This is a genomic window from Saccharomonospora sp. NPDC046836, assembly GCF_040645195.1.
GTDB lineage: Bacteria > Actinomycetota > Actinomycetes > Mycobacteriales > Pseudonocardiaceae > Prauserella_A.
This window is the reverse complement of record NZ_JBEYXW010000011.1, coordinates 143,199-165,545: the sequence shown is the minus strand read 5'-3', so window position 1 is coordinate 165,545 and position 22,347 is coordinate 143,199. Positions and strand designations below refer to the sequence as shown.

The window sequence follows — 22,347 nt, the reverse complement described above, 5'->3', positions numbered from 1 at the left end:
CGGTCGTGGGTCCGGCAGGCCTGGCCGTTCGGGCCTGCCGGACCCTCTCCGCACGACCGACGTCACTCGGTGGCCCGTACCGGGTCGGGGTCCCGTTCGGTCCGGGTGAGCTCGCCGGTCGCGACCTTCCGGCGGAACCGCGCCAGTTCCTTCTTCGCGACCGGTGCCAGGAAGTACAGGCCGAGGATGTTGAAGAAGGCCAGCACGAACAGCACCGCGTCGGTGAAGCTGATGACGCTGTCCACCGCGAGCACCGCGCCCAGCACGACGAAGACGCAGACGATCGCCTTGTAGACCATGGTCGTCATCCGGCCCCGGCCGAACAGGTAGCCCCACGCCTTCTCGCCGTAGTACGCCCAGGTGAGGATCGTCGAGAAGGCGAAGAGCGCCACCGCGATCGTGAGCACCACGGGGAACCACGGCAGCACCGTCTCGAACGCGTCGGACGTGAGCGTCACCCCGGCAGGGGTGCCACCGCCTTCGGCGACGGCCGCGCGGGCGGCCTCCCAGCTCGGCGTCGAAGCGATCACGATCGTCAGCGCCGTCATCGTGCAGATGACCACCGTGTCGATGAAGGGCTCCATTAGCGCGACGAGGCCCTCGGTGGCGGGATGGCGCGTCTTCACGGCCGAGTGGGCGATCGGCGCGGAGCCGACCCCGGCCTCGTTGGAGAAGACCGCGCGCTGGAACCCGACGATGAGCGCGCCAACCGCGCCGCCGGCGACGCCCTCGGGCGCGAACGCACCGCCGACGATCTCGCCGATGGCGCCAGGCACCGCGCTGAGGTTCGCACCGATGACGATGAGGCAGGCCGCCACGTAGATGATCGTCATGGTGGGGACCAGCCGGCCGGCGACGCGGCCGATGGACTTGATCCCCCCCATGATGACGAGCCCGACGACGGCGGCGAGAATCGCGCCGACGATCAGCGCGGCTCCATCCCCACCGAGGAACCCGTCCTCGCCGCCGGTCACCTCCTGCAGCTGGGCGAACGTCTGGTTCGACTGGAACATGTTGCCGCCCGCGATCCCGAACAGCAGGATCATGACTGCCGCCGCGCCTGCCAGGATTCGACCGAGGACAACGCCACCGCCGCCGAGCCTGGCCGGGAGTCCCTTACGCAGATACTGCATGGGCCCGCCGGACACGGAACCGTCCGGGTGCACATCGCGGTACTTCACGCCGAGTGTGCATTCGAGGAACTTGGTGGCCATGCCGAGCACGCCGCACAGGATCATCCACAGCGTCGCCCCCGGGCCGCCGATCGTGACGGCGACGGCCACACCCGCGATGTTGCCAAGGCCGACGGTTCCGGAAAGGGCCGCACTGAGTGCCTGGAAGTGCGTCACCTCACCGGGGTCGTCGGGACGCGAGTACTTCCCGCGGATGAGGTCGACGGACATCCGGAGGCCACGGAACTGAATGAATCCGAAGTAGATGGTAAAGGATGCGGCTGCGACGACCAACCAGGCTACGATCCACGGCATCCTCGCTCCGAACAGCGGGATCTCCGCGAACACGATGTCGTTGGTGAACGTCGAGATCGGCTCGAAAACGCGGTTGATCGCGTCCTCGATGCCGCCGGGTTCCTCCTGCGCGGCCAGCGCGGCAGGGGGTGAGCTCGCGCTCAGTGCATTCAACATGTCACCGGCTCCGTTGGTTCTGCGACAGGGTGAAGCGACCGTAGCCAGCCGCGTCTCAAGAGCTCCTCGAACGAACGCATCGACGCCCTCAGTCCGTGGCCGAGAACAGCTGAGCGCACCTGATCAGCCCCAGATGCGAGTACGCCTGCGGGTGGTTTCCCAGCGAACGTTCGGCAACCGGGTCGTACTCCTCGGGCAGCAGCCCGGTCGGTCCTGCCGCATTGGCGAGATGCTTGAACAGCTCCTCCGCCTCAGCACGCCGCCCGGTCAGGAGGTATGCCTCGACGAGCCAGGCCGTGCAGAGGTGGAACCCGCCCTCCTGGCCGGACAGGCCGTCGTCGCGGTGGTAGCGGTACACGGTGGACCCGCTCCGCAGCCGTTCCTCGGTGGCGGTCACCGTCGCCTGAAAGCGTTCGTCCGCGGGGTCGAGCAGACCAGAGAGACCGATGTGGAGGGTTGCGGCATCCAGGTCGTCGCCGTCGTACGCAGTGGTGAAGGAACCGGCCTCGGCGTTCCAGCCTCGTTCGAGCACATCGTCGGCGATCCGCCGGCGCAGCACAGTCCACTGTGGATCAGCTTGGATACCGAAGTCCCGGAACAAGCGCAGTGCACGGTCGATCGCGACCCAGCACATCACCTTGGAGTAGACGTGGTGGCGGGGCTGGACGGGATCCTCCCAGATGCCGTGATCCGGCTCGTGCCGCCTCCTGGCGACCGCCTCGACCATAGCCTCGACCAGCGACCGGTCCCGGGCGGTGAGGTGACCTCGCGCGTCTGCGAGATCCGCGACCAGGTCCACGACCGGGCCGAAGACGTCCAGTTGCACCTGCTGGCCGGCTTGATTGCCGACCCGGACCGGTCGCGATCCCGCGTAGCCGGGCAGGTGATCGATGACTGCCTCGGGCCCCACCGGCGCACCGGCAAGCGTGTACAGCGGATGCAGCCGCTCCGGACCGGACACGGTGGCGAGAATCCGGTGCAGCCAGCCGAGGAATCGCTCGGCCTCGGTAAGGGAGCCAAGGGATACCAATGATTTCGCCACCAGCGCGCCGTCCCGGAGCCAGCAGTACCGGTAGTCCCAATTGCGGACGCCGCCGATCTCCTCCGGCAGCGATGTCGTCGCGGCGGCCATGATGCCGCCGGTCGTGGAGTGACACAGCGCGCGCAACGTCAGCGCCGACCGCACGACGAGATCACGCTCGACCTCCGGCAGACGCAGCCCTGCTACCCAGCTCGACCAGTCCCGTTCCGCGCGCATGCGCCGCTCGGGTTCGGCCAGGCCGGGCGGGTCGAGATCCTCGCTGCCGCAACGAAGCTCGAGCACCACCGGACGACCGGGCGCCGGCCGGACCTTCGCGCGTGCCGTCTCGCTGACGCCGTCGGAGGAGATCTCCCACCGCACGCCGGGCGAGTACAACGTGATCGGGTCCGGGGTGCCCAGCACTCTGAGCCCGTTTCCCTGCACGACGAGTTTCACCGGAACCTGCCCGAAGTCCGGCCTCGGCGCGAACTCGACGTCGGCCGGGACGTCGCCGGTGAGAACCCGGACCAGGTCGGTCCGGTGCGTTCCCTGACGCCGGTCCAGGTAGTCCGTGACCAGTAGTCCGGACCACCGGGTCTCGACCGTCATGGTGTTCGGAACATACCGCTGTCCGAGCGGAAGCCCCTGCCGCTCGGGCACGACCGAGAAGTGGCCCGCGTCCCGCCCACCGAGCAGATCCGCGAACAGAGCCGCGGAATCCGGCTCCGGATGGCACATCCACGTGACACGCCCATCGGGAGCCAGCAGCGCCACCGAACGCCCGTCGGCCAGCATCGTCAGCCGTTCGATCGCCGGGGCCTGTTCGCCGTGCAGCCACGCCCGTCGCTGCTCCAGCAAGTACGCGAGCACCTGGGCGACCTCGTACGGATCATTGACCCGGAACCCGGCCAGCGACACGCCATCGCCGACCTTGATGCCGACGTCGGTACCGCCCAGCCGGGAGAAAGCCCGTTCATCGGCGACCGCGTCGCCGATGAACACCGTCGCGGAGGCGCTCGCACGGCGCCGCAGGTCGTCCAGCGCGTCCCCCTTGTCCGTCGCCACGACAGAGAGGTCGATGACGGCCTTGCCCTCGACAGCCTGGACTCCCGGGTGAGCGGCAGGGCCGCGACGGACGCGGTCGGCGACGACGCGGGCCACCTCATCGGAGGCGTTTCGCAGGTGTACGGCGAAACCCGCCGGCTTGGCCTCGAGCCGGACGCCATCGGCACCATCGATCAGATCCGCCAGCTCGCTGGAAAGCCGTTCTCTCAGTGCACGTGCGTTGGGGTCGAGCTGATGGACGAAGCCGGCATCGAACTCGGAGCCATGGCTGCCGACCAGGTGTACCTCGGCCGGCAGCCGGGACATCGTCGCGAGATCGCGCAGTGAGCGGCCCGAGATGACCGCCGTCGTTGTCTCGTGCAGACCGGCCAGCGACCGCAGCGCGGTCACGGACTCGCTGAGCGGAGCCGCCGCCTCCGGCTCCGCGACGATGGGCGCGAGCGTGCCGTCGTAGTCACACCCGACCAGCAGCCGGGGAGTCCGGGCCACCCGGACAATGGTGCGCCGCAGCTCGGGCGAGAGGGTCTCGACGCCGAGTCCACTGTGTTTCGTCGTTGCCACGTCCACCAGCTAACCGGTGTGAATCCCTGGCAGAGACCCGCTTGAGTCGATCGTTGGCCGCGCTTAAGCCTGTTTTAAGAGCGCCACCGATCAGACAGGTTGAGTCCAGCGTGTCCGGCGGGGTTGACAGCTGGTGCTTAAGTAGTGAAAGAGGGCACGCCGACCGGCTCGCCTCACCGGTCCCGCACCCTCCCATGCGAACCGCTGTCCGCATGCGCCCCGTACCCGGGGCCCTGCGCAGGTCCTCTGACCTCTGCCGTTGCCGGCCCGGAACCGTCCACACCGCGTCGCCGTGCCGACAGCCACCATCCACATACTCGGTGCCGTCCATCGCACGGCGGGAGAACGGTGACCCCTGGATGCTCGACACGAAGACCGGTGCGCTCATCGCCGACGGTGACCAGTCGGCGCCCCACGGAACTTTCGACGTGACCGGCGCATACCTTGCCAGCATCGGCCGCATCCCACTGCTGACCGCCCACGAAGAGGTGACTCTGGCCGGGGAGATCGAAGCGGGTGTGCTGGCAACGGCGGCGCTGAGCGAGCTGGGCCGCGGCCACGACCCAGCCCTCGACGACGACCTCCGGACCATCGCCGCCGAGGGCGAGGCAGCCAAAAGACGCCTGCTGGAAACGAACTTGCGTCTGGTCGTGAGCATCGCGAAGCGGTACCGGCATCGTGGGCTACCGTTGCTGGACCTCATCCAGGAAGGCAACCTCGGGCTGTGGCACGCGATCGAGAAGTTCGACCACACACAGGGCTTCAAGTTCTCCACCTACGCCACCTGGTGGATCCGCCAGGCCGTCAGCCGGGCGATCACCAACCAGGCGCCACTCATCCGTGTCCCGGTGAACGTGGCGAACAGGATCGACCAGGTACGCAAGGCGCGCCGTGAACTGTCCGTGCTGAACGGCCGCGAGCCGCGGTTCCAGGAGATCGCGGAGAGGCTGAAGATCACGGTCGCGGAGCTACTCGAACTGTTGTCCTACGACCAGCAGCCACTCAGTCTGGACCAGACCATTGACGGTGACCGGTTCGCTCTCGTGGACCGCGTCGGGCACGTACAGCCAGACATCGACACCTCGGGCGGCGACGCGGCCACTTCCCAGCTGCGGCAGGAGATCGCCGAACTGCTGTCCACGCTGAGCGAGCGCGAAGAAGAGGTGATCCGGCTTCGCTGCGGCCTTGACGGTGGCCCCCGGCGCACTCTCGAAGAAATCGGTAGACTGCTCGGCGTCTCACGGGAGCGGATCCGGCAGATCGAGAAACGGTCGCTGACCAAACTCCGCGAGTCGTCCCTATCCAGGCGACTACATGCCTATCTGTCCACATCGGACGAAACAGTTCCCCGGCCCGACCGGCACGGGGCCCGAAAGGATGAACTGCAGTCAACACGGGCGAAAGACACGGTGAGTTGGGCACATCGAAGGCTGTCGAGGGGCTGATTCGCGGACTGCGCCGACGCGCGGGCCTCACCCAGCAGGAAGTCGCCGATCTCGCGGGTATGAGCGTGGCCGGCCTGCGTGATATCGAGCAGGGCCGGGTTACCCGACCGCGAACGAGCACGCTGCGAAAACTGGCCATCGCTCTCGGCCTCTCCCGCTTCGAGACCGAGGAGCTGATTCAGGCCGGAACCCAGCGTGACATCGACGCGCCCGGCGTCCGGCTCGAGGTCCTCGGGCCACTGCGCGTGGTCGTCGACGGCGCCCTGGTCGACGTCGGCTCGGAGACCCAGCGGGTACTGCTGGGTCTGCTGGCTCTGTCCCCGAACGCGCCGGTCAGCAAGGACACCTTCGTCGAGGTCACGTGGGGCACGCGACCGCCTCCCACTGCCGTGGACTCGCTGCAGTCCCGCATGTCGCGGCTGCGGCGCCGGTTGCAGCCCACCAAGGGCGACGCCAAACAGGCGCCCGTGCTGACTGCTACTCGCGGCGGCTACCAGCTGACCCTGGCCACCGAGCAGCTGGACCTGTTGGTCTTCCGCAGGCTCGTCACGCACGCACGCCACGCGCGCGCCAACGGCGACCTCGACCACTCGTCCGTCCTGTTCGGACAGGCACTGGCCCTGTGGCGCGGAGAGCCACTCGCCGGTCTGGCGGCACTGCACACGCATCCAGTCGTGGCGGCGCTGAACAGGCAGTGGAGTGCCGTTGTGGTGGAGTACGCGGCCGTTGCGGCCGACCTCGCCCATCACGACGAGGTGCTGCCCCTGTTGCAGCGCGTCGCGGAGGGCGAGCCGTTGCACGAGGCCGCGCATGCGGCGCTCATGATCGCGCTCGCAGGCACCGGGCAGCAGGCCGCCGCACTCGCCACGTTCGACAGCTTGCGCAGGCGGTTGTCGGAGGAGCTGGGCGCGGATCCCGGCCCCGAGCTGACCAGCGCGCACCAGCGCGTGCTGCGTCAGGAGGTGCCGAGGACCAGGTTCGCACCGGTCACCGCACATCAGCAGCTGCCACCCGACATCGCCGACTTCACCGGAAGAGCCAGGGAGCTACGGATCCTCAGCGACCGGCTCGCGGCCACCGAGGGCAGCACCGCCGTGGCGGTCGGCACGATCCAGGGCATGGGCGGGGTGGGCAAGACCAGGCTCGCCGTGCACCTGGCACACCTTCTCGTGGCCTCGGGACACTACGGTGACGATCAGCTGTACGTGGATTTGCGCGGGCACGCCGACCAGCCACCCGCCGACCCCGCGACTGTCCTCGCTTCGTTCCTGCGCATGCTCGGCGTGCCGAGCGAGCACATCCCGGCGAACATCGAGGATCGCGCCGCGCTGTACCGCGATCGGCTGGCCGACAAGCGCACCCTGGTGCTGCTCGACAACGCGGCCTCCGAGGAACAGGTCCAACCACTGCTGCCCGCCGGAAGCGCCAACCTCGTCCTGATCACCAGCAGGCGGGCGCTCGCCCTCGACGGCGCGCACACCCTGCCGCTGGACGTGTTCTCCCCCACCGACGCCTACGAACTGCTGGCCGCGGTGATCGGTGAGGAGCGGGTCATGGCGGACCCCGCGGCGGCCCGCAGGGTGGTCGAGCTGTGCGGCCGGCTACCACTCGCAGTCGCGCTCGCCGCGCGGCGCCTGCAGTCGCGATCGAGCTGGCAGTTGGCGGACCTGGCGGACCGCCTCGCCACGGCAGGCGACCGGCTGGACGAACTGGTCGCGGGCAACCGGCAGCTGCGCGCGGTGTTCGACCTCTCCTATCGCGCACTCCACTCGCGCGAACGGCGGATGTTCCGGCTTCTCGCATTGCACCCCGGCGGGGACATCACCACCGACACCGCCGCGACGCTCGGCGGATGCGCACCGGCGGAGGCCCGGCGCCTGCTCGACCGCCTCGTTGACGAGCATCTGGTCACGATGGACGGCGTCACTCGCTACCGGCTCCACGACCTGCTCGGCGAGTACGCCCGCTGGATCGCAGGCGAGGCGGAGCCAGCGGCCGAGCGGCGCTCCGCCGTCGGAAGGCTGCTCGACTACTTCCTGCACACCGCTGCGCGGGCGGTGAACCTCGCCCACGAGCGACGTTGGATTCCCAAGCTGACCGGCACGCCGCCCGAACACGGCCCCCGATTCGAGACACGCCACGACGCGCGCAGCTGGCTGGAGACCGAACGCGGCAACCTCGCGGCCGCGGTGACGCTCGCCGCGAGGGACGGCTGGGCGACCCACGCCTGGCAGCTCGCCTTCACCATCGGCCGCTACCTCAACGTGCGCGGCTACACCTACGACTGGGCGCAAACCTATGAGGCCTCACTGGAGGCGGTGCTCGGCGCGAGCGACCCCATCGGGGAGGCCGTGATGCGGCTCTACCTCGGCCGCGCCCACCTCAATGAGGGACGCAACGAGGAAGCTGAAGATCACCTCCGTCGCGCGCTCCAACTCCAGCAGCAGACCAGGAACCGCATGCTGGAGACGGACATGCTGACCACGCTGGGCACTCTGTACTCCCGCACGGGTCAGTACCAGCAGGCGCTGGAATGCGCCGTCGAGGTCCGCCAGCTGTGCGCGGGGTTCGATCCAGCCCAGGAAAGCATCATGTGGACTGCGTCCGGGACCTTCCTCGCCAGGCAGGGCCGCTCGCAGGAGGCGGTCGACCACTACGGGCAGGCCCTCGCACTGGCAACGCGGCTGAGCGACGGAAGCACCGACAGCCAGCTGCTGGCCAACACCGGGGAAACCTACCGGCTACTCGGTCGCTACAGCGAGGCCGTCACCCACCTCGAACGCGCGTTGCACCTGGCCAGGGAGGACGAGGCCCGACCGGTCGAGGTGTATGCGCGTCACCGGCTCGGCTGTGTCTACCGCTCGCTCGGCCGACTGGACCAGGCGCTCGCCCACCTGGAAGCCGCACGGCGGTTGGTCGAGACGGTCAGGGCCGTGGCGATTACCGAAACCGAGGTGCTCATCGACCTCGGCATCGCCCATCGCGACGCTGGGAATCTCGACGGGGCGGCCGAGTTTCTCCAACAGGCGATCACATTGGCCACAGCACGGAAGGAACGGTACTTGGAGGCGCGTGCGCACAACGGCCTCGGCGATGTTCACCAGCGCAGGCGGGAAACGGAAGCGGCACAGGAACAGTGGCATCGAGCCGGGGATCTGTTGAGGCAGCTGGGAACGGTAGAGGCTGATCCTGCCCTGCTGGAAACGTCCAGCGGGACGTCCACACAGGACGCTGGAATCCCCGCTGCGCGCACCGGAGTCGGTTAGCGCGCCCCAGCCGTAGTCCGTCAGGTTCGGCCGGCGCACCGGAAACCGATGTTCCCGGTGGAGGTTTCCGGGGTGTTGGGCATCCTGGCGGATACGCGGTAGCGGCGACAGTAGGAGGCGTGGCAGAGGTACGAGCCGCCGCGCAGCGCACGGGCGGTGCCGGTCGGCGGACCACTGGGGTTCTCGCGGGGTCCGGTGACGTGCCACGTGGGGTGGAACCAGGCGGCGGTCCACTCCCAGACGTTACCGGTCATGTTGTACAGGCCATAGCCGTTGGGTGCGAAGGCGTCCACCGGGCAGGTAGCGAGGTAGCCGTCCTCCATGGTGTTGCAGGTGGGGAACTTGCCGTTCCACACGTTCATCCGGTGTCGGCCGCCGGGGCGCAGTTCGCGGCCCCAGGGGCAGTGCCGGCCTGTCAGCCCGCCGCGTGCGGCGTACTCCCACTCGGCCTCTGTTGGCAGGCGTCGTCCGGCCCAGGCGCAGTACGCGGTGGCATCGTTCCACGAGACATGCACCGCGGGGTGATCCTCGCGCCCCGCCAGGTCCGACCCCGGACCCTCGGGGTGCCGCCAGTCGGCCCCAGGGGCAGGAGCCCTCCGAAGACGAATGAGGCTCCGTACCGCTCGGCGTCGGTGAGGTACCCGGCGGCCTCGGCGAACGCGCGGAACCGGGCGTTGGTCACGCAGTGCGGATCGATGGCGAACGGGCTGACGCGGACGCGCCGCACGGACCCTCGCCGTCCGCGGGGTAGGCCACGGCGTCGTCGCTGCCCATGGCGAACCACCCGCCTTCCAGCGGCACGACTCCCAGTTGGGCAAACCTGTCCTCTGCCATGTCTTCGGCCCTATTCGCCGGCCTTCTTGCCTCGGTCATAGTCCCCGGCCTTCACCCGGCGGATATCGCCCGGCTTGGGTGAAGTGTCCAGCGGCACCCCCGGCGAGGTTGGAAGCTGGCTGACTGTGTGACCAGGCAGCTGTGTGGAGGATGCCATGGCCAAGGCCGTGCCCGGGCGGCAGCAGCGACGCGGCGTCGCCGTTCTGATGGGGCAGACGAGGGCTAGCTGAAGAAGAGGTAGGCGATGAGCACCAACGAGGTCCTGTTCGGGCTGGGCCTGATCGTGGTTCTCGCGGTGGGCTCGCAAGTGCTCGCCAGCCGCCTGCGTATCCCGGCACTGATCATCTTGCTGCCGGTGGGCTTCACGGCGGGCGCGCTGACGGCCGACGTCAATCCGGAACGCCTGTGGGGGGCGGCGTACCAGCCGCTGGTCTCGCTCGCGGTGGCGGTGATCCTCTATGACTCCGGCCTGTCGCTGGAGTGGGGCAAGATCCGCGGGCGTGCCCGCCGCGTGGTACCCCGCCTCGTGATCTGGGGGGTGCCGATCACGATGGCGTCCGCCGCGGCGTTGGCCGGCCCGCTGCTGGGTATGTCGACCGGGGCGGCGTTGATGACCGGCGCGGTCCTGGTGGTGTCCGGGCCGACGGTGGTGGGCCCGCTGCTGCGATTCGTTCGGCCGGCTGGCCGCCTGCAGCGAATACTGTCCTGGGAGGGTTCGCTGATCGACCCGGTCGGCGCCATCTTGGGTGCGGTGGTGTTCGAGACCGTGCTGGCGAGCACCCACGGCGGGATCAGCCACCCGGTGGGGCTGTTCCTGCTGTCCATCGGCATCGGCGCGGTCGGCGCGGCGGCCGGGGTCGCGGTGCTGTGGTTCTGCCTGTGCAAGCTTGATCTGGACGACGTGCTCAGCACCATGGCCCAGCTTGGGTGCGTGGTGGGGGTGGCGGCCGTCTGCGACATCGTCCGCGACGACACCGGGCTCATCGCCGCGCTTCTGATGGGGCTCGCGGTCGCGAACATGCGCGGCTTCGATGTCCCTGCCCGGCGGCCGTTCTTCGAGACCCTGGTGCAGCTGATCATCGGGGTCCTTTTCGTGTCGATCTCGGCCACCGTCACTCCCCAGTCGCTGCAGCACCTCGTGCTGCCCACATTCGGGCTCGTGGCCGTCCTGGTGCTGGTGATCCGCCCGCTGGTGGCCTTCCTTGCCACCTTCCGGACAGAGCTGACCAGGGGCGAACGTGCGTTCATCGGCTGGATGGCGCCGCGCGGCATCGTGGCCGCGGCCACCGCCTCGACCTTCGGGACCCAGCTGGCCGCGAACCACGTCGGCGGCGCGTCCAGGATCCTGCCCGTCTCCTTCCTGGTCATCGTCACCACCGTGGCCCTCTACGGCCTGACCGCGGTCCCGGTGGCCAGGCGGCTCGGCGTCACCCGCCCCGCCCGCAGCAGCCCGCTGCTGGTCGGCAGCGACCCGTGGGTCATCGACCTGGCTCGCGCCTTCCGCGCCGCCGGCCTGGACGTCCTCATGTGGGCCCCCTCCGACGACCAGCGCGCCCAGATCAAGCAAGCAGCCCTCCAACTGGCCCCCGGCGAACTGCTCGCCTCGGCCGTTGGCCAGGGCGCCGAGCTGGAAGGCATCACCGCAGTTCTCCTGCTCACCGACGAAGATCACTACAACGCGCTGGCCGCCATCAGCCTCGCGGGCAGCTCCAACACAACGGTCTATCGGCTAGCTCCCAGCCAGGGCGGCGTGGGCTCTTACGCCATCGGCGAAACGCTCTTCGGCCCGACCCTCACCCACCCGGCCCTGTCCGCCCGCTACACGAGCGGCGCCCACATCAGCACCAGATCATCTGACGGCGGGGTCCCCCCATCCGCCGACCTGTTGTTCCTGGTCAACGCCGAAGGAACGCTGATCCCGGCAACTACTTCCGGCGCCCCGGACCCCCGACCGGGTGACACCCTCGTCCTCCTGGGTCCGAGCTGAAACGGCGCGTATCGCTCGGCTTGGGTGATGCGCCGGGCGGCACGGCCGGCGAGCGTGGGAAGTCGGGCTGACATGTGACGAAGGACCTGTGTGGAGGATGCAATGGCCAAGCAGTTCAACGGCGTCGTGAACCTGGACGTCCGTGACTCGGTTCCGGACTGGCGTCCGTACGAGCAGCCGAAGGCGAAGCCCGGCACGCCGAATGTGGTCTACATCGTGCTCGACGACGTGGGGTTCGGCGCCCTGAGCTGTTACGGCGGGCCGATCGAGACGCCGAACATCGACCGGATCGCCGGGAATGGTCTTCGGTACGCGCAGTGGCACACCACGGCCCTGTGCTCCCCCACCCGCTCCTGTCTGCTCACGGGTCGTAATCACACCGTCAACGGCATGGCGTGCATCAGCGAGGCCGCCATCGGGTTCCCCAGCGCGAACGGGCACGTCCCGTCGGAATGCGCGACGCTCGCCGAGATGCTCGTCGACCAGGGCTTCAGCACGGCGATGGTCGGAAAGTGGCACCTGTGCGCCGAGGACGAGATGAACCTGGCCTCCAGCAAGCGGCACTGGCCGATCAGCCGCGGCTTCGAGCGCTTCTACGGCTTCCTCGGCGCGGAGACCAGCCAGTGGTACCCGAACCTGGTGCACGACAACCACAACGTCGAACAGCCGAAAAGTCCCGAGGAGGGCTACCACTTCAGCGTCGACATCACCGACAAGGCACTCGAGTTCGTCGACGACGTCAAGGCGGTCGCCCCGGAGCGGCCGGTCTTCCTGTACTACGCGCCGGGCTGCGCGCACGCCCCGCACCAGGTGCCGCGCGAGTGGATCGAACACTATCGGGGCCGGTTCGACGCCGGCTACGAAGAGATGCGCCGGCAGATCCTGGCCCGGCAGAAGGAACTGGGGTTGCTCCCGCCGAACACCGAACTGCCCCCGATCAACCCGATCGGGACTCCCGATACCCGGCGTGGCCCGGAAGGACAACCGTTCCCGCCGCTGGACTACACCCCTCCCTGGGACAGCCTTTCCGAGGACGAGAAGCAGCTGTTCGCTCGCATGGCCGAGACCTACGCGGGTTTCCTGACCCACTGCGACAGCCAGATCGGCCGCCTGCTGGATTACCTGGAGCAGATCGAGCAGTTGGACAACACGATTATCGTGGTGGTCTCCGACAACGGCGCCAGCGGCGAGGGCGGCCCCACCGGCTCGGTCAACGAGAACAAGTTCGCCAACGGTGTGCCCGACGACCTCGCCGAGAACGTGCGCATGCTGGACGACCTCGGCAGCCCCAAGACCTACAACCACTACCCGAACGGCTGGGCGATGGCATTCAACGCGCCGTTCAAGATGTGGAAGCGCTATTCGTTCAACGGTGGCATCTGCGACCCCTGCGTCATCGCCTGGCCAGCCGGGATCAAGGCAAGCGGCGAGATCCGCGACCAGTACCACCACGCCATCGACATCGTGCCCACCCTGCTGGACTGCCTTGGCATCCGGGAACCCGAGACCGTCAAGGGCTACACCCAGCACCCCGTCCAGGGCGTGAGCATGCGGTACAGCTTCGAGGAGAAGATGATCCCGACCGCCAAGCACACGCAGTTCTACTCGATGCTCGGCACCCGCGGCATCTGGCACGACGGCTGGAAGGCCGTCACCACCCACCCGGCCATCAGCGGCTGGAGCCACTTCAGCGAGGACACCTGGGAGCTCTACCACACCGACCGGGACCGCTCCGAATGCCACGACCTCGCGGCACAGGAACCCGCCAAGCTTCACGAGCTCATGGGTCTGTGGTTCCACGAGGCCGGTCTGAACCAGGCGTACCCGCTCGACGACCGCTCTGCCGTCGAGATCCTCACCACTCCGCGGCCCCAGATGACAGCACCGCGCAACCGCTACACCTACCGCCCCGGCGGCTCTGGGATTTCCGAGTCGGCTGCGCCGAGCGTCCGCAACCGCTCCTATTCGATCGGCGCTCTCGTCGACCTGCCCGGCCGGAGCGCGGCAGGTGTGCTGTTCGCGCACGGCAGCCGATTCGGTGGGCACGCGCTGTACGTCAGGGAGAACCGGCTGCACTACGTCTACAACTTCCTCGGCAGCGAGATGCAGCGAGTCAGCGCCACCGAGGAGCTGCCGACCGGCGAGAACATCATCCTCGCCGCCTCCTTCGACAGGGAAGGTGCGGACCCGCCCGGCACCGCCCACGGCACGCTCAACCTCTACTACGGCGACCGCAAGGTCGGCGAAGGCCGGATCCGGACCCAGCCCGGCAAGTTCAGCATCGCCGGTGAGGGCCTCAACATCGGCTGCGATCACGGAGACCCGGTCACCGACGACTACCCCGGCACCACCCCCTGGGCGTTCACCGGCGGAACACTCAAGCGGGTGGCGGTCGACGTCAGCGGTGAGCCCTACGTCGACCTGGAACGCGAGGCCGCCGCCATGCTCTCGCGCGAGTAGTGGCGACGCCGTACAGCGGGTGCTATCACGCTCATTTCACAGGGCCTGCGTTGAGCTGGACTGGCAGCCGCTTGTGAGGTGGTGATGGCGAACCGGGGAAGCGCGGTGGCGGTCAAGGTCGCCGTGGGGCTGCTGGCCGTGCTGGTGCTGGGGTTGACCGGTTACGGGTGGTCGGCCTATCGAGGCCTGGTCAACGGGCTGCGGACATCGCAGGCGCTGTCGGGCGAGACCACCTCCGCGGGTGCAGGCACCAACATCCTGATCATGGGCCTGGATTCGCGGCTGGACGAGAACGGCGACCCGCTCCCGCAGAACATCTACGACGCATTGCATGCCGGGGACGAGCAGAACGGTGGCTACAACGCGAATGTGCTGATGCTGCTCCACGTGCCCGGCCACGGCGGCAGGGCGACCTCGATCTCGATTCCGCGCGACGACTACGTCGATCTCGCCGGATGCCCGGACGGACAGTGCCAGGGCAAGATCAAACAGGCCTACGGGCTTGCCTTCGCCCAACGGTCCGGGGAGCTGGCAGCGCAGGGGGTGACGGATCACGCACAGCGGGAACAGCTGGCCAGGGAGGCCGGACGCAAAGCGGAAATCGATACCGTGCGCCAGTTCCTCGGCGGTGTCCCGATCGATCATTTCGTCGAGGTCACGCTCGTCGGGTTCTTCCAGATCGCCCAGGTCGTGCAACCGGTCACGGTCTGCCTGAACGAGGACACCCAGGACAGCTACTCCGGAGCGAACTTCCGCAAAGGGCAGCAGGAGATCGATGCCGCGCAGGCCGTGGCGTTCGTGCGCCAGCGGCGCGACTACGTCCACCCGGAGCTGAACTTCACGGATCTGGACCGGGAACGTCGCCAGCAGGCCTTCATCGCCTCCCTCGGCTACCAGCTCAAGCAGGGTGGTGCATTCGCCGACCCTGCGAAGCTCAACGGAATACTGGCGGTGGCGCAACGCAACATCGCGGTGGACGGCAATCTCGATCTGCTCTCCTTCGCGCAGCAGGCGGCCGGCCTTAGTAGTGGCAACGTCAGTTTTGTGACGCTGCCGATCGAGCATTTCGGCAGTGACCAGGCGGGTGAGAGCATCAACGTCGTAAACCCGGCGAGGATGCGCGCCACGGTGGCCCGGTTGCTGGGTCGAGGTGCGCCCCCTGCGCCGCAAGCTCCTTCCGCCAACGGCGATGCGCCGCCTGCCATAGCGGGTGGCGGCATCCCGTGCGTGAAATAGCGGCAGACAATCTCACATTTCCGGCAGTGGACATCCCGGTTCGCCGCACGCCGTGTTTTTCCGCATGCCACATAGCGAAACTGGCGCCGGACGGGTAACAGCAGCGTCGCTTATTGCGACTTCAAACGCGCCACAACTCTAGTGGCGTACGAGGACAGCGAGGCCTCAGCATCGCGGGGATGCCGGGGCCTCGCTATGCCTGCGCTTGGTTCGCCGGCAGTTTTTGACGCACTCGGCGCATTCCTCGTCGACATCCAACTCGACTGGGGAATCGGGAACTTCTTTCACGCGTAACAGGATCGTGGCCGCGTGCGACTTTCAGTCCGCCACGGCGACCTGTGGCACCTGATGGGTGTGTTGCCCCAGCACCGTGGGGGGTCCTGGGGCAACACACTTTTGTGTGTGTTGGGGTCGGCTTGGGTGGCGGTGCAGGTAGCGGCGTGGGCTGCGTGCCTGGTAGCAAGCGGCTTCGCCGGTCAGGAAACCGTCCGTGGCTTGTGGGCTAAGAGGTAGGCCTGTGGGGTCTTCTCCTGCTCCGTCGGCTCGCGGAGGAGCCGTGCGGTCACGACGATTCCCGCCTGGCACAGCTGTTCGGCGATCCGGTCGGGCGCCAGCCTGTAGGCGTCCAGTGAGACCCGGTGGCCGTAGCCCTGCTCGATGCGGCGACGCTCATTGCCGGCCTGGAACGCCAGCAACAGATGCGCTCCCGGCGCCAGCGTCCGATGGAACTCGGCGAACACGACAGGCAGCGACTCCGGTGGCGTGTGAATGATCGAGTACCAGGCGACGATGCCAGCCAGCTCTCCGTCGGACAGGTCGAGACCGGTCATCGACCCCACCTCGAACCGCAGGCCCGGATACCTTCGGCGGGCCTCCTCGATCATCCCCGGCGACAGGTCGATGCCGAACGCCGTGACCCCCAGGGACCTCAGGTGCGCCGTCACCCGGCCTGGACCACATCCGATGTCAGCGACCGGACCACCGTCGTCCGCTGCCGTCAGCTCGGCGAACGTCGCCAGCATCGCCCGGTCCAACGGCTTGCCCGCGAGTTCGGTCTCCAGGAGTTCGGCGTAGTTGGCGGCCACAATGTCGTAGGCCACCCGTGTGTCGGCCAGGTAAGCGGGTTCGGTCATGGCCGGACCGTACCGGCACACCCCGACAAGATGATCCTTTCGCACGGCACCGCCGCGGCCCGCACACTGGTGGGATGGACCAGCGTGTGGGGCGCACCGTCCGGGTCGAAGGTGTGGTGCAAGGCGTGGGGTTCCGGCCGTTCGTCCACGCGCTCGCCACCGAACTGGGGCTCGCCGGGCGCGTGGGCAACGACGTCCACGGCGTCTTCATCGAAATCGAGGGCCCACACAGCAGTGTCGACGGCTTTCTGGCGGCGCTGGCGCGCGACGCCCCACCACTGGCCGCCGTCGAGCGTGTCACCGCCACCGCCGTCGAACCGAGTGGGCGCAACGGCTTCACCATCGCATCGAGCCAGCCGGGCGGGCCACGGCAGACACTCGTCTCGGCGGACAGCGCGACCTGCGCGGACTGCCTGCGCGAGCTCAGCGACCCGGCCGACAGGCGGTTCGGCTACCCGTTCATCAACTGCACCAACTGCGGGCCACGGTTCACCATCGTCCGTGACGTGCCCTACGACCGGGCACTGACGACGATGGCTGCCTTCCGACTGTGCCCCGCCTGCGCCGCCGAGTACCACGATCCCACCAATCGCCGCTTCCACGCGCAGCCGGTCTGCTGCCCGGACTGCGGACCGCGGCTGCGGTTGACCGGCACGGACGGCCGCGAGGAGCCGGGCGACCCGATCGCGAAGGCCGCCACGGTTCTCCACAGTGGACAGATCCTCGCCGTCAAGGGGCTTGGTGGCTACCATCTCGCGGTACTCGCCAGTCACGATACCGCGGCTGCCACACTACGCCGCCGCAAGCATCGCGAGGACAAGCCGTTCGCCGTCATGGTGTCCGATATGGATGAATCGCGGAAGCTGTGCGCTGTGGACGATGTCGCGGCCGGCCTGCTCACCGGGCGGCGCAGGCCGATCGTGCTACTCCCCCGCCAGGACAGCGCACCCGTGGCCGCTGCGGTGGCGCCCGGTAACCGCGAGCTCGGCCTGATGCTGCCTTACACGCCGCTGCACCACCTGCTGCTGCACGCCACCGGTGCACCGATCGTGCTGACCAGTGGCAACACCTCCGACGAGCCGATCGCGTACCTGGACGAGGATGCCGTGCGGCGGCTGGCCGGCATCGCCGACGCGTTTCTGACACACGACCGGAAGATCCATGTCCGCACCGACGATTCGGTGGTCCGGCCGCTGTTCGGCCGCGCGTCGCCGGTGCGCCGCTCGCGCGGGTACGTGCCGGAGCCGGTCCCGCTGCACCGCCCGGCGCCTCGACCGGTACTCGGCTGCGGCGCCGAGCTGAAGAACACTTTCTGTCTGGCAAGGGGCCGGCATGCGTTCGTGTCGCACCACATCGGCGATCTGGAGAACTACGAGACCCTGCGGGCCTTCACGACGGGCATCGAACACTTCCGGCGCCTGTTCGAGATCGACCCGGTACTGGTGGCGCACGACCTGCACCCCGAGTATCTGTCCACAAAGCACGCCGTGCTGCTCGCCGAGCAGACCGAGGGTGTAGAGCTGGTCGGCGTCCAGCACCATCACGCGCACATCGCATCCTGCCTGGCCGACAACGGGGAGCCGGGGCCGGTGCTCGGTGTCGCGCTGGACGGTCTAGGCTACGGCACCGACGGCACCATCTGGGGTGGGGAAATACTGCTCGCCGACCTGGCGTCCTTCCAGCGACTCGGCCACCTGGAACCGGTCCCGCTGCCCGGCGGGACCGCCGCCATCCGCCAGCCGTGGCGGATGGCCGCGGCCTACCTCGCCGCCGCGTTCGGCGATGCCCTACCACCGGCACTGGACGTGCTGCGGCGCAACGAATCCCAGTGGCCAGGTGTGCTCTCGCTCGCCCGCGGAGCGGTGAACTCACCGCTGACCTCCAGTGCGGGGCGGCTGTTCGACGCCGTGTCGGCACTGCTCGGGCTACGCGACACGATCAACTACGAAGGGCAGGCCGCAATCGAGCTGGAGCAGCTGGCCGACCCGGCCGAACGCGGCGGCTACCACGCCACCGTGTCCGGCTCGAGTCCACTGCGGATCGCCGGCGCCGACCTGGTACGCGCGGCGGCCGAGGACCTGCTCCGCGGCGTCCCGCCCGCCGTGATCGCGGCGCGGTTCCACAACGGTGTGGTCGACGCGGTCGTGCGGGCGTGCGTGCACCTGCGCCAGGCCACCGGCATCGGCACCGTCGCGCTCTCCGGCGGCGTGTTCCAGAATGTCCTGCTACTGACCAGAACGGTGGAACAGCTGCAGCGCAACGAGTTCCGTGTCCTCACACATGCGAGGGTGCCGGCCAACGACGGCGGGATCAGCCTGGGGCAGGTGGCCGTCGCCGCCGCCATCGACCGCTGACTCACATGCGTTCGATCTTCATGTAACGCACCAGTGCGGGGTACTCCTTCCAGGCCAGCGCGGCGCACCCCGCGACGAGCGCACCAATGGCGACGAACAACAGTTTCCGTCCTTTCACGACTCCTCCTCCACTCGATGGTTTCCGTTCAGCCCGGCGGTAGGTTGGGCATGACGGGCAGGATGGGATTGTGCTTTTTCGGGCTCACCCCGGTGGAGCGCCGCGCATCGGCGGTGCCGTCTCTGTGGTGCCCGCCCTGCCTGTCGTACCCACCGGTGGAGTTGCCCTGGTGCACTCCCTTGGTGTGCGCGGAAGCGTCCGGTTTGACGTCAGGCTTGCCGACCCGGATCTCAGCCATGTCCGTTCCCCTTTTCCCTTGTGTGCTGCCGGTCGAGTTCGGCGAAGAAGTCGTCGATCGCCGGCCAGACGTGACTACCGCCGGACAACCCTTGCCATTCCCGGCGAATCACTGCCACCAGCCGGTAGCAGTCGTCGATCGGTACGATCCAGTGCTCATGCCGCCCACGTGCGGTGTTGACCAGCAGCGCCTGCACGCCGGGTGACAGCTTCGCGAGCGGCGGGCAGCTTCGCCGCATCGCCTGCCACGCCTCGGCCTCGACCTCCCACTGCGTTGCGCCGACCGGGCTCGGATAGTGAGCCACAACGGTGCCGTCAGGCTGCGGGACGAAGAACGCCAGACCGACCGGCACCCCGAGGTCCTGCGGCGGCAGCTCGGACAACCGCACCCGCTCCTCCGGGACGAGCCGGTAGTGTCCCCGGCCCGCAGCGTCCTTTTCGAACAGCAGTGTGCATGCGCGGCAAGTGCACAGCAGCTCGCCGCGTTGCTCGTCGAGCACATGGCGATGCCGTTCCGGCAGGTCCGCCGCGCACAGGTCGCAGCGTTCCGGCGCGGCGGGCACATCGGCGGCGGAGCGCCGGATGGCCCGGTGCAGCGCGCCCGAGGGTCCGGTCATCGCCCTGCCGCACCCGCCCCCGTGCGCAGGCCGAGCGACTCGATCGGGATGAACGCGGTGTCGTGCTCCCCGGCCGGCACCACCATCGTGACGTCGGTCAGTTCCGGTGCGACAGCCAGCACCGCCTGGCGGACCGCGTCCCGCACACCGGATGCCGCGGAGCCACAGCCACCCGTCGAGAGCGTCACCGTCGCCACGCCGTGCTCGATGCCGGCCAGTGCGATCTCGCCGCCGCCGTCGGTCACCGCGGTGCGCAGCTCGTCGATGACGCGAGCGACACGGCGGTGAACCGGTTCGGGGTGGATGTCGTGCAGCACCAGCAAATGCCCGAGCAGCTCGTCGCCGACGAGAGTTTCCAGCAGCGTGGGCACCTCGGCCGCGTAGCCGGTGGCGCGAGCCAGTGCCTCGCCGTAGACCTGGGCGAGTTCGGTGATCGCCGCCAGCGCGAGCTCACCGGCCGGGCCCGGGATCTCCTCAACCTGTTCCAGTACCTCGTCCAGTCGCGCGAGCCGCTCCCGCACGGCCTCGTCGCGCAACCGGCCGTCCTCAGCCATGGCTTGCTCCCCACATGGGCGAGTGCAGCTTCTGGATCGTGCGCCCCTTGCCGAGGTACATGTGCACACCGCAGGGCAGGCATGGGTCGAAGCTGCGCACGGCACGCATGATGTCGACGCCGCGGAAGTTCTCCGGGCCGTTCTCCTCGAAGATCGGCATGTTCTGCACGGCGTCCTCGTATGGTCCCGGGGTGCCGTAGCTGTCGCGCGGGCTGCCGTTCCACGGCGTCGGCGGGTACGGGTGGTAGTTGGCGATCTTGCCGTCCTTGATCACCAGGTGGTGGGACAGCACGCCACGGACCGCCTCGTGGAAACCGCACCCGATGGCCTCGTCGGGAACGTCGAAGTCGGTGAACACCTTGGTGTCGCCGCCACGCACGCGTCCGAGACCGTCCTCGATGAAATGCAGCGCCATCGCGGCAGCGTAAGCCACGAAGTAAACCCGGGCCCGGTTGCGCTCGATCGCGTTGGACCACTGTGGAATGGTCCACTCGAGCGTCTGCTCCGGCAGCGTGCGGCTCTTCGGCAGGGAAATCTGCACGCTCCGACCGGTGGCCTTGACGTAGGGCGTGTCCACGAGCCCCGCGAGCGCCGTGGTGTAGAGCCGGGCGAAGGGCCCGCCGCCGGTGTCGAGCGCGAGGTGCTCGCCGCTGTTCTTGTCGAACCAGCGGGGGCTCATCACCCAGCTGTACTTGTCCTCGAAGTCGCGCTTCTGCGGTTCGGGCAGTGTGGTCTGGTTCCATGGGTGCCGGATGTCGACGGGGTTGCCGAGCGGGTCGCGAGTGACGAACGGCTGCTCGTTCACCCAGTCCTTGTAGTACGAACTGCCGAGCAGGATCCGGATGCCCAGGTTGATGTCGACCAGATCAGTGGTCAGCAGGTTCCCGTCCACCACAACACCGGGCGTCACGTACATCGCCCGGCCCCAGTTCGTCATGTTCTCGTACCGGTAGTCGACGACGTCGGGGTTCTGGAAAGTCCCCCAGCACCCGAGCAGCACGCGGCGGCGGCCTACCTCTTCATAACCGGGCAGAGCCTCATAGAAGAAGTCGAACACGTCGTTGTTCAGCGCAACGGATTTCTTCACGAAATCGAGAATGTCGAGCAGCCGGGTGAGGTAGTCGGTGAACAGCGTCGGCTCGGGCATGGTTCCCACACCGCCGGGATAGATCGTCGACGGGTGCACATGCCTGCCCTCCATGAGACAGAACATCTCGCGGGTGACCCGGCTGACTTTGAGCGCCTCCTTGTAGACCTCACCTTCGAACGGGTTGAACGCGCGCATGATGTCGGCGATGGTGCGGTAGCCGTGGATTCCGGCGCCCGGTGCCTCCGTGCTCTCTGCCCGCCGCAGGACGCTCGGGTTGGTGTCCTTGACCATCGCCTCGCAGAAGTCGACGAAGACGAGGTTGTCCTGGAAGATCGTGTGGTCGAACATGTACTCGGCGGCCTCACCGAGGTTGATGATCGTGTCGGCCAGCGGCGGGCTTTTGATGCCGTAGGCCATGTTCTGCGCGTACACCGAGCACGTGGTGTGGTTGTCCCCGCAGATTCCGCAGATGCGGCTGGTGATGAAACCGGCGTCGCGAGGGTCCTTGCCCTTCATGAACACCGAGTACCCGCGAAACAGCGACGAGGTGCTGTGGCACTCGGTCACCAGCTGGTTGGCGAAGTCGATCTTCGTGTAGACCCCGAGGTTGCCGATGATGCGGGTGATCGGGTCCCAGGCCATCTCCATGATCTGCGGTTGTTGTCGGGTGCCGGCGCGCGCCCGCTCGGTTGCGGTCATTGTCACCTCTCCTGGGTTGCCTTTGGC

General features: G+C 68.2%; 13 protein-coding genes and 1 pseudogene. 6 read left to right on the top strand and 8 right to left on the bottom strand.

The genetic code is table 11. The features are described from left to right. Positions 1–62: 62 nt before the first annotated feature. Together ABZ863_RS15670 and otsB are read right to left on the bottom strand one after the other, a co-directional pair. A complete protein-coding gene (locus ABZ863_RS15670) occupies positions 63–1,643 on the bottom strand; it encodes an alanine/glycine:cation symporter family protein (protein WP_358535689.1) in 1,581 nt (526 codons plus the stop codon). Positions 1,644–1,731: 88 nt separating this feature from the next. Further along, positions 1,732–4,290, bottom strand: coding sequence for a trehalose-phosphatase (gene otsB / locus ABZ863_RS15665; protein WP_358535687.1), 2,559 nt, complete (start codon positions 4,288–4,290; stop codon positions 1,732–1,734). Between the two features lie 320 nt (positions 4,291–4,610). Here otsB and ABZ863_RS15660 point away from each other — a divergent pair, with 320 nt between their 5' ends. Both ABZ863_RS15660 and ABZ863_RS15655 read left to right on the top strand, forming a co-directional pair. After that, positions 4,611–5,735, top strand: a complete 1,125-nt coding sequence (locus ABZ863_RS15660) for a sigma-70 family RNA polymerase sigma factor (protein ID WP_358535685.1) — start codon at positions 4,611–4,613, stop codon at positions 5,733–5,735. Next, positions 5,705–9,001 carry a BTAD domain-containing putative transcriptional regulator gene (locus ABZ863_RS15655; RefSeq protein WP_358535683.1) on the top strand — a complete coding sequence of 1,099 codons (3,297 nt, stop codon included), beginning with the start codon at positions 5,705–5,707 and terminating at the stop codon, positions 8,999–9,001. The genes ABZ863_RS15660 and ABZ863_RS15655 overlap by 31 nt, the downstream gene beginning before the upstream one ends. Before the next feature lie 20 nt (positions 9,002–9,021). Here the strand turns inward: ABZ863_RS15655 and ABZ863_RS15650 are convergent. Then, positions 9,022–9,728: pseudogene (locus tag ABZ863_RS15650) on the bottom strand (formylglycine-generating enzyme family protein). 351 nt (positions 9,729–10,079) lie between these two features. On the opposite strand from ABZ863_RS15650, the gene ABZ863_RS15645 reads away from it, so the two are divergent. The 3 genes from ABZ863_RS15645 (at position 10,080) to ABZ863_RS15635 (ending at position 15,518) form a co-directional block, all read left to right on the top strand. Continuing rightward, complete coding sequence (locus ABZ863_RS15645; protein ID WP_358535681.1) at positions 10,080–11,822, top strand: cation:proton antiporter; 1,743 nt, start codon at positions 10,080–10,082, stop codon at positions 11,820–11,822. 102 nt (positions 11,823–11,924) lie between these two features. After that, positions 11,925–14,282, top strand: a complete 2,358-nt coding sequence (locus ABZ863_RS15640) for an arylsulfatase (RefSeq protein ID WP_358535679.1) — start codon at positions 11,925–11,927, stop codon at positions 14,280–14,282. A gap of 84 nt (positions 14,283–14,366) precedes the next feature. Further along, entirely contained in the window at positions 14,367–15,518 is a 1,152-nt protein-coding gene (locus ABZ863_RS15635; RefSeq protein ID WP_358535677.1) for an LCP family protein, read from the top strand. Between the two features lie 476 nt (positions 15,519–15,994). On the opposite strand, the gene ABZ863_RS15630 is transcribed toward ABZ863_RS15635, so the two are convergent. Further along, positions 15,995–16,651: a class I SAM-dependent methyltransferase gene (locus ABZ863_RS15630; protein ID WP_358535675.1), complete on the bottom strand. Its 657-nt coding sequence runs from the start codon at positions 16,649–16,651 to the stop codon at positions 15,995–15,997. Between the two features lie 74 nt (positions 16,652–16,725). Between ABZ863_RS15630 and hypF the strand changes: the two genes are divergently transcribed. Continuing rightward, on the top strand, positions 16,726–19,005 hold the full coding sequence (gene hypF / locus ABZ863_RS15625) for a carbamoyltransferase HypF (RefSeq protein WP_358535673.1): 2,280 nt from the start codon (positions 16,726–16,728) through the stop codon (positions 19,003–19,005). 146 nt (positions 19,006–19,151) lie between these two features. Here hypF and ABZ863_RS15620 read toward each other — a convergent pair whose 3' ends face one another. Genes ABZ863_RS15620 through ABZ863_RS15605 form a run of 4 tightly spaced genes read right to left on the bottom strand, consistent with a single transcriptional unit; the run spans position 19,152 to position 22,320 of the window. Then, entirely contained in the window at positions 19,152–19,361 is a 210-nt protein-coding gene (locus ABZ863_RS15620) for a hypothetical protein (protein ID WP_358535672.1), read from the bottom strand. Continuing rightward, the gene (locus tag ABZ863_RS15615; protein WP_358535670.1) at positions 19,354–19,977 is read right to left on the bottom strand and encodes a DUF5947 family protein; all 624 of its coding nucleotides are present in this window, start codon (positions 19,975–19,977) and stop codon (positions 19,354–19,356) included. The genes ABZ863_RS15620 and ABZ863_RS15615 overlap by 8 nt, the downstream gene beginning before the upstream one ends. Beyond that, on the bottom strand, positions 19,974–20,531 hold the full coding sequence (locus ABZ863_RS15610) for a NifU family protein (RefSeq protein WP_358535668.1): 558 nt from the start codon (positions 20,529–20,531) through the stop codon (positions 19,974–19,976). The genes ABZ863_RS15615 and ABZ863_RS15610 overlap by 4 nt, the downstream gene beginning before the upstream one ends. Then, positions 20,524–22,320 carry a nickel-dependent hydrogenase large subunit gene (locus ABZ863_RS15605; RefSeq protein ID WP_358535666.1) on the bottom strand — a complete coding sequence of 599 codons (1,797 nt, stop codon included), beginning with the start codon at positions 22,318–22,320 and terminating at the stop codon, positions 20,524–20,526. The genes ABZ863_RS15610 and ABZ863_RS15605 overlap by 8 nt, the downstream gene beginning before the upstream one ends. Between the last annotated feature and the right edge of the window lie 27 nt (positions 22,321–22,347).

Bases quoted from the DNA above. Each gene is read 5' to 3' on its own strand.
- ABZ863_RS15670 (WP_358535689.1), bottom strand. From the start codon at position 1,643: ATGTTGAATGCACTGAGCGCGAGCTCACCCCCTGCCGCGCTGGCCGCG.
- ABZ863_RS15645 (WP_358535681.1), top strand. From the start codon at position 10,080: ATGAGCACCAACGAGGTCCTGTTCGGGCTGGGCCTGATCGTGGTTCTC.
- ABZ863_RS15640 (WP_358535679.1), top strand. From the start codon at position 11,925: ATGGCCAAGCAGTTCAACGGCGTCGTGAACCTGGACGTCCGTGACTCG.
- ABZ863_RS15635 (WP_358535677.1), top strand. From the start codon at position 14,367: ATGGCGAACCGGGGAAGCGCGGTGGCGGTCAAGGTCGCCGTGGGGCTG.
- ABZ863_RS15630 (WP_358535675.1), bottom strand. From the start codon at position 16,651: ATGACCGAACCCGCTTACCTGGCCGACACACGGGTGGCCTACGACATT.
- hypF (WP_358535673.1), top strand. From the start codon at position 16,726: ATGGACCAGCGTGTGGGGCGCACCGTCCGGGTCGAAGGTGTGGTGCAA.
- ABZ863_RS15620 (WP_358535672.1), bottom strand. From the start codon at position 19,361: ATGGCTGAGATCCGGGTCGGCAAGCCTGACGTCAAACCGGACGCTTCC.
- ABZ863_RS15615 (WP_358535670.1), bottom strand. From the start codon at position 19,977: ATGACCGGACCCTCGGGCGCGCTGCACCGGGCCATCCGGCGCTCCGCC.
- ABZ863_RS15610 (WP_358535668.1), bottom strand. From the start codon at position 20,531: ATGGCTGAGGACGGCCGGTTGCGCGACGAGGCCGTGCGGGAGCGGCTC.
- ABZ863_RS15605 (WP_358535666.1), bottom strand. From the start codon at position 22,320: ATGACCGCAACCGAGCGGGCGCGCGCCGGCACCCGACAACAACCGCAG.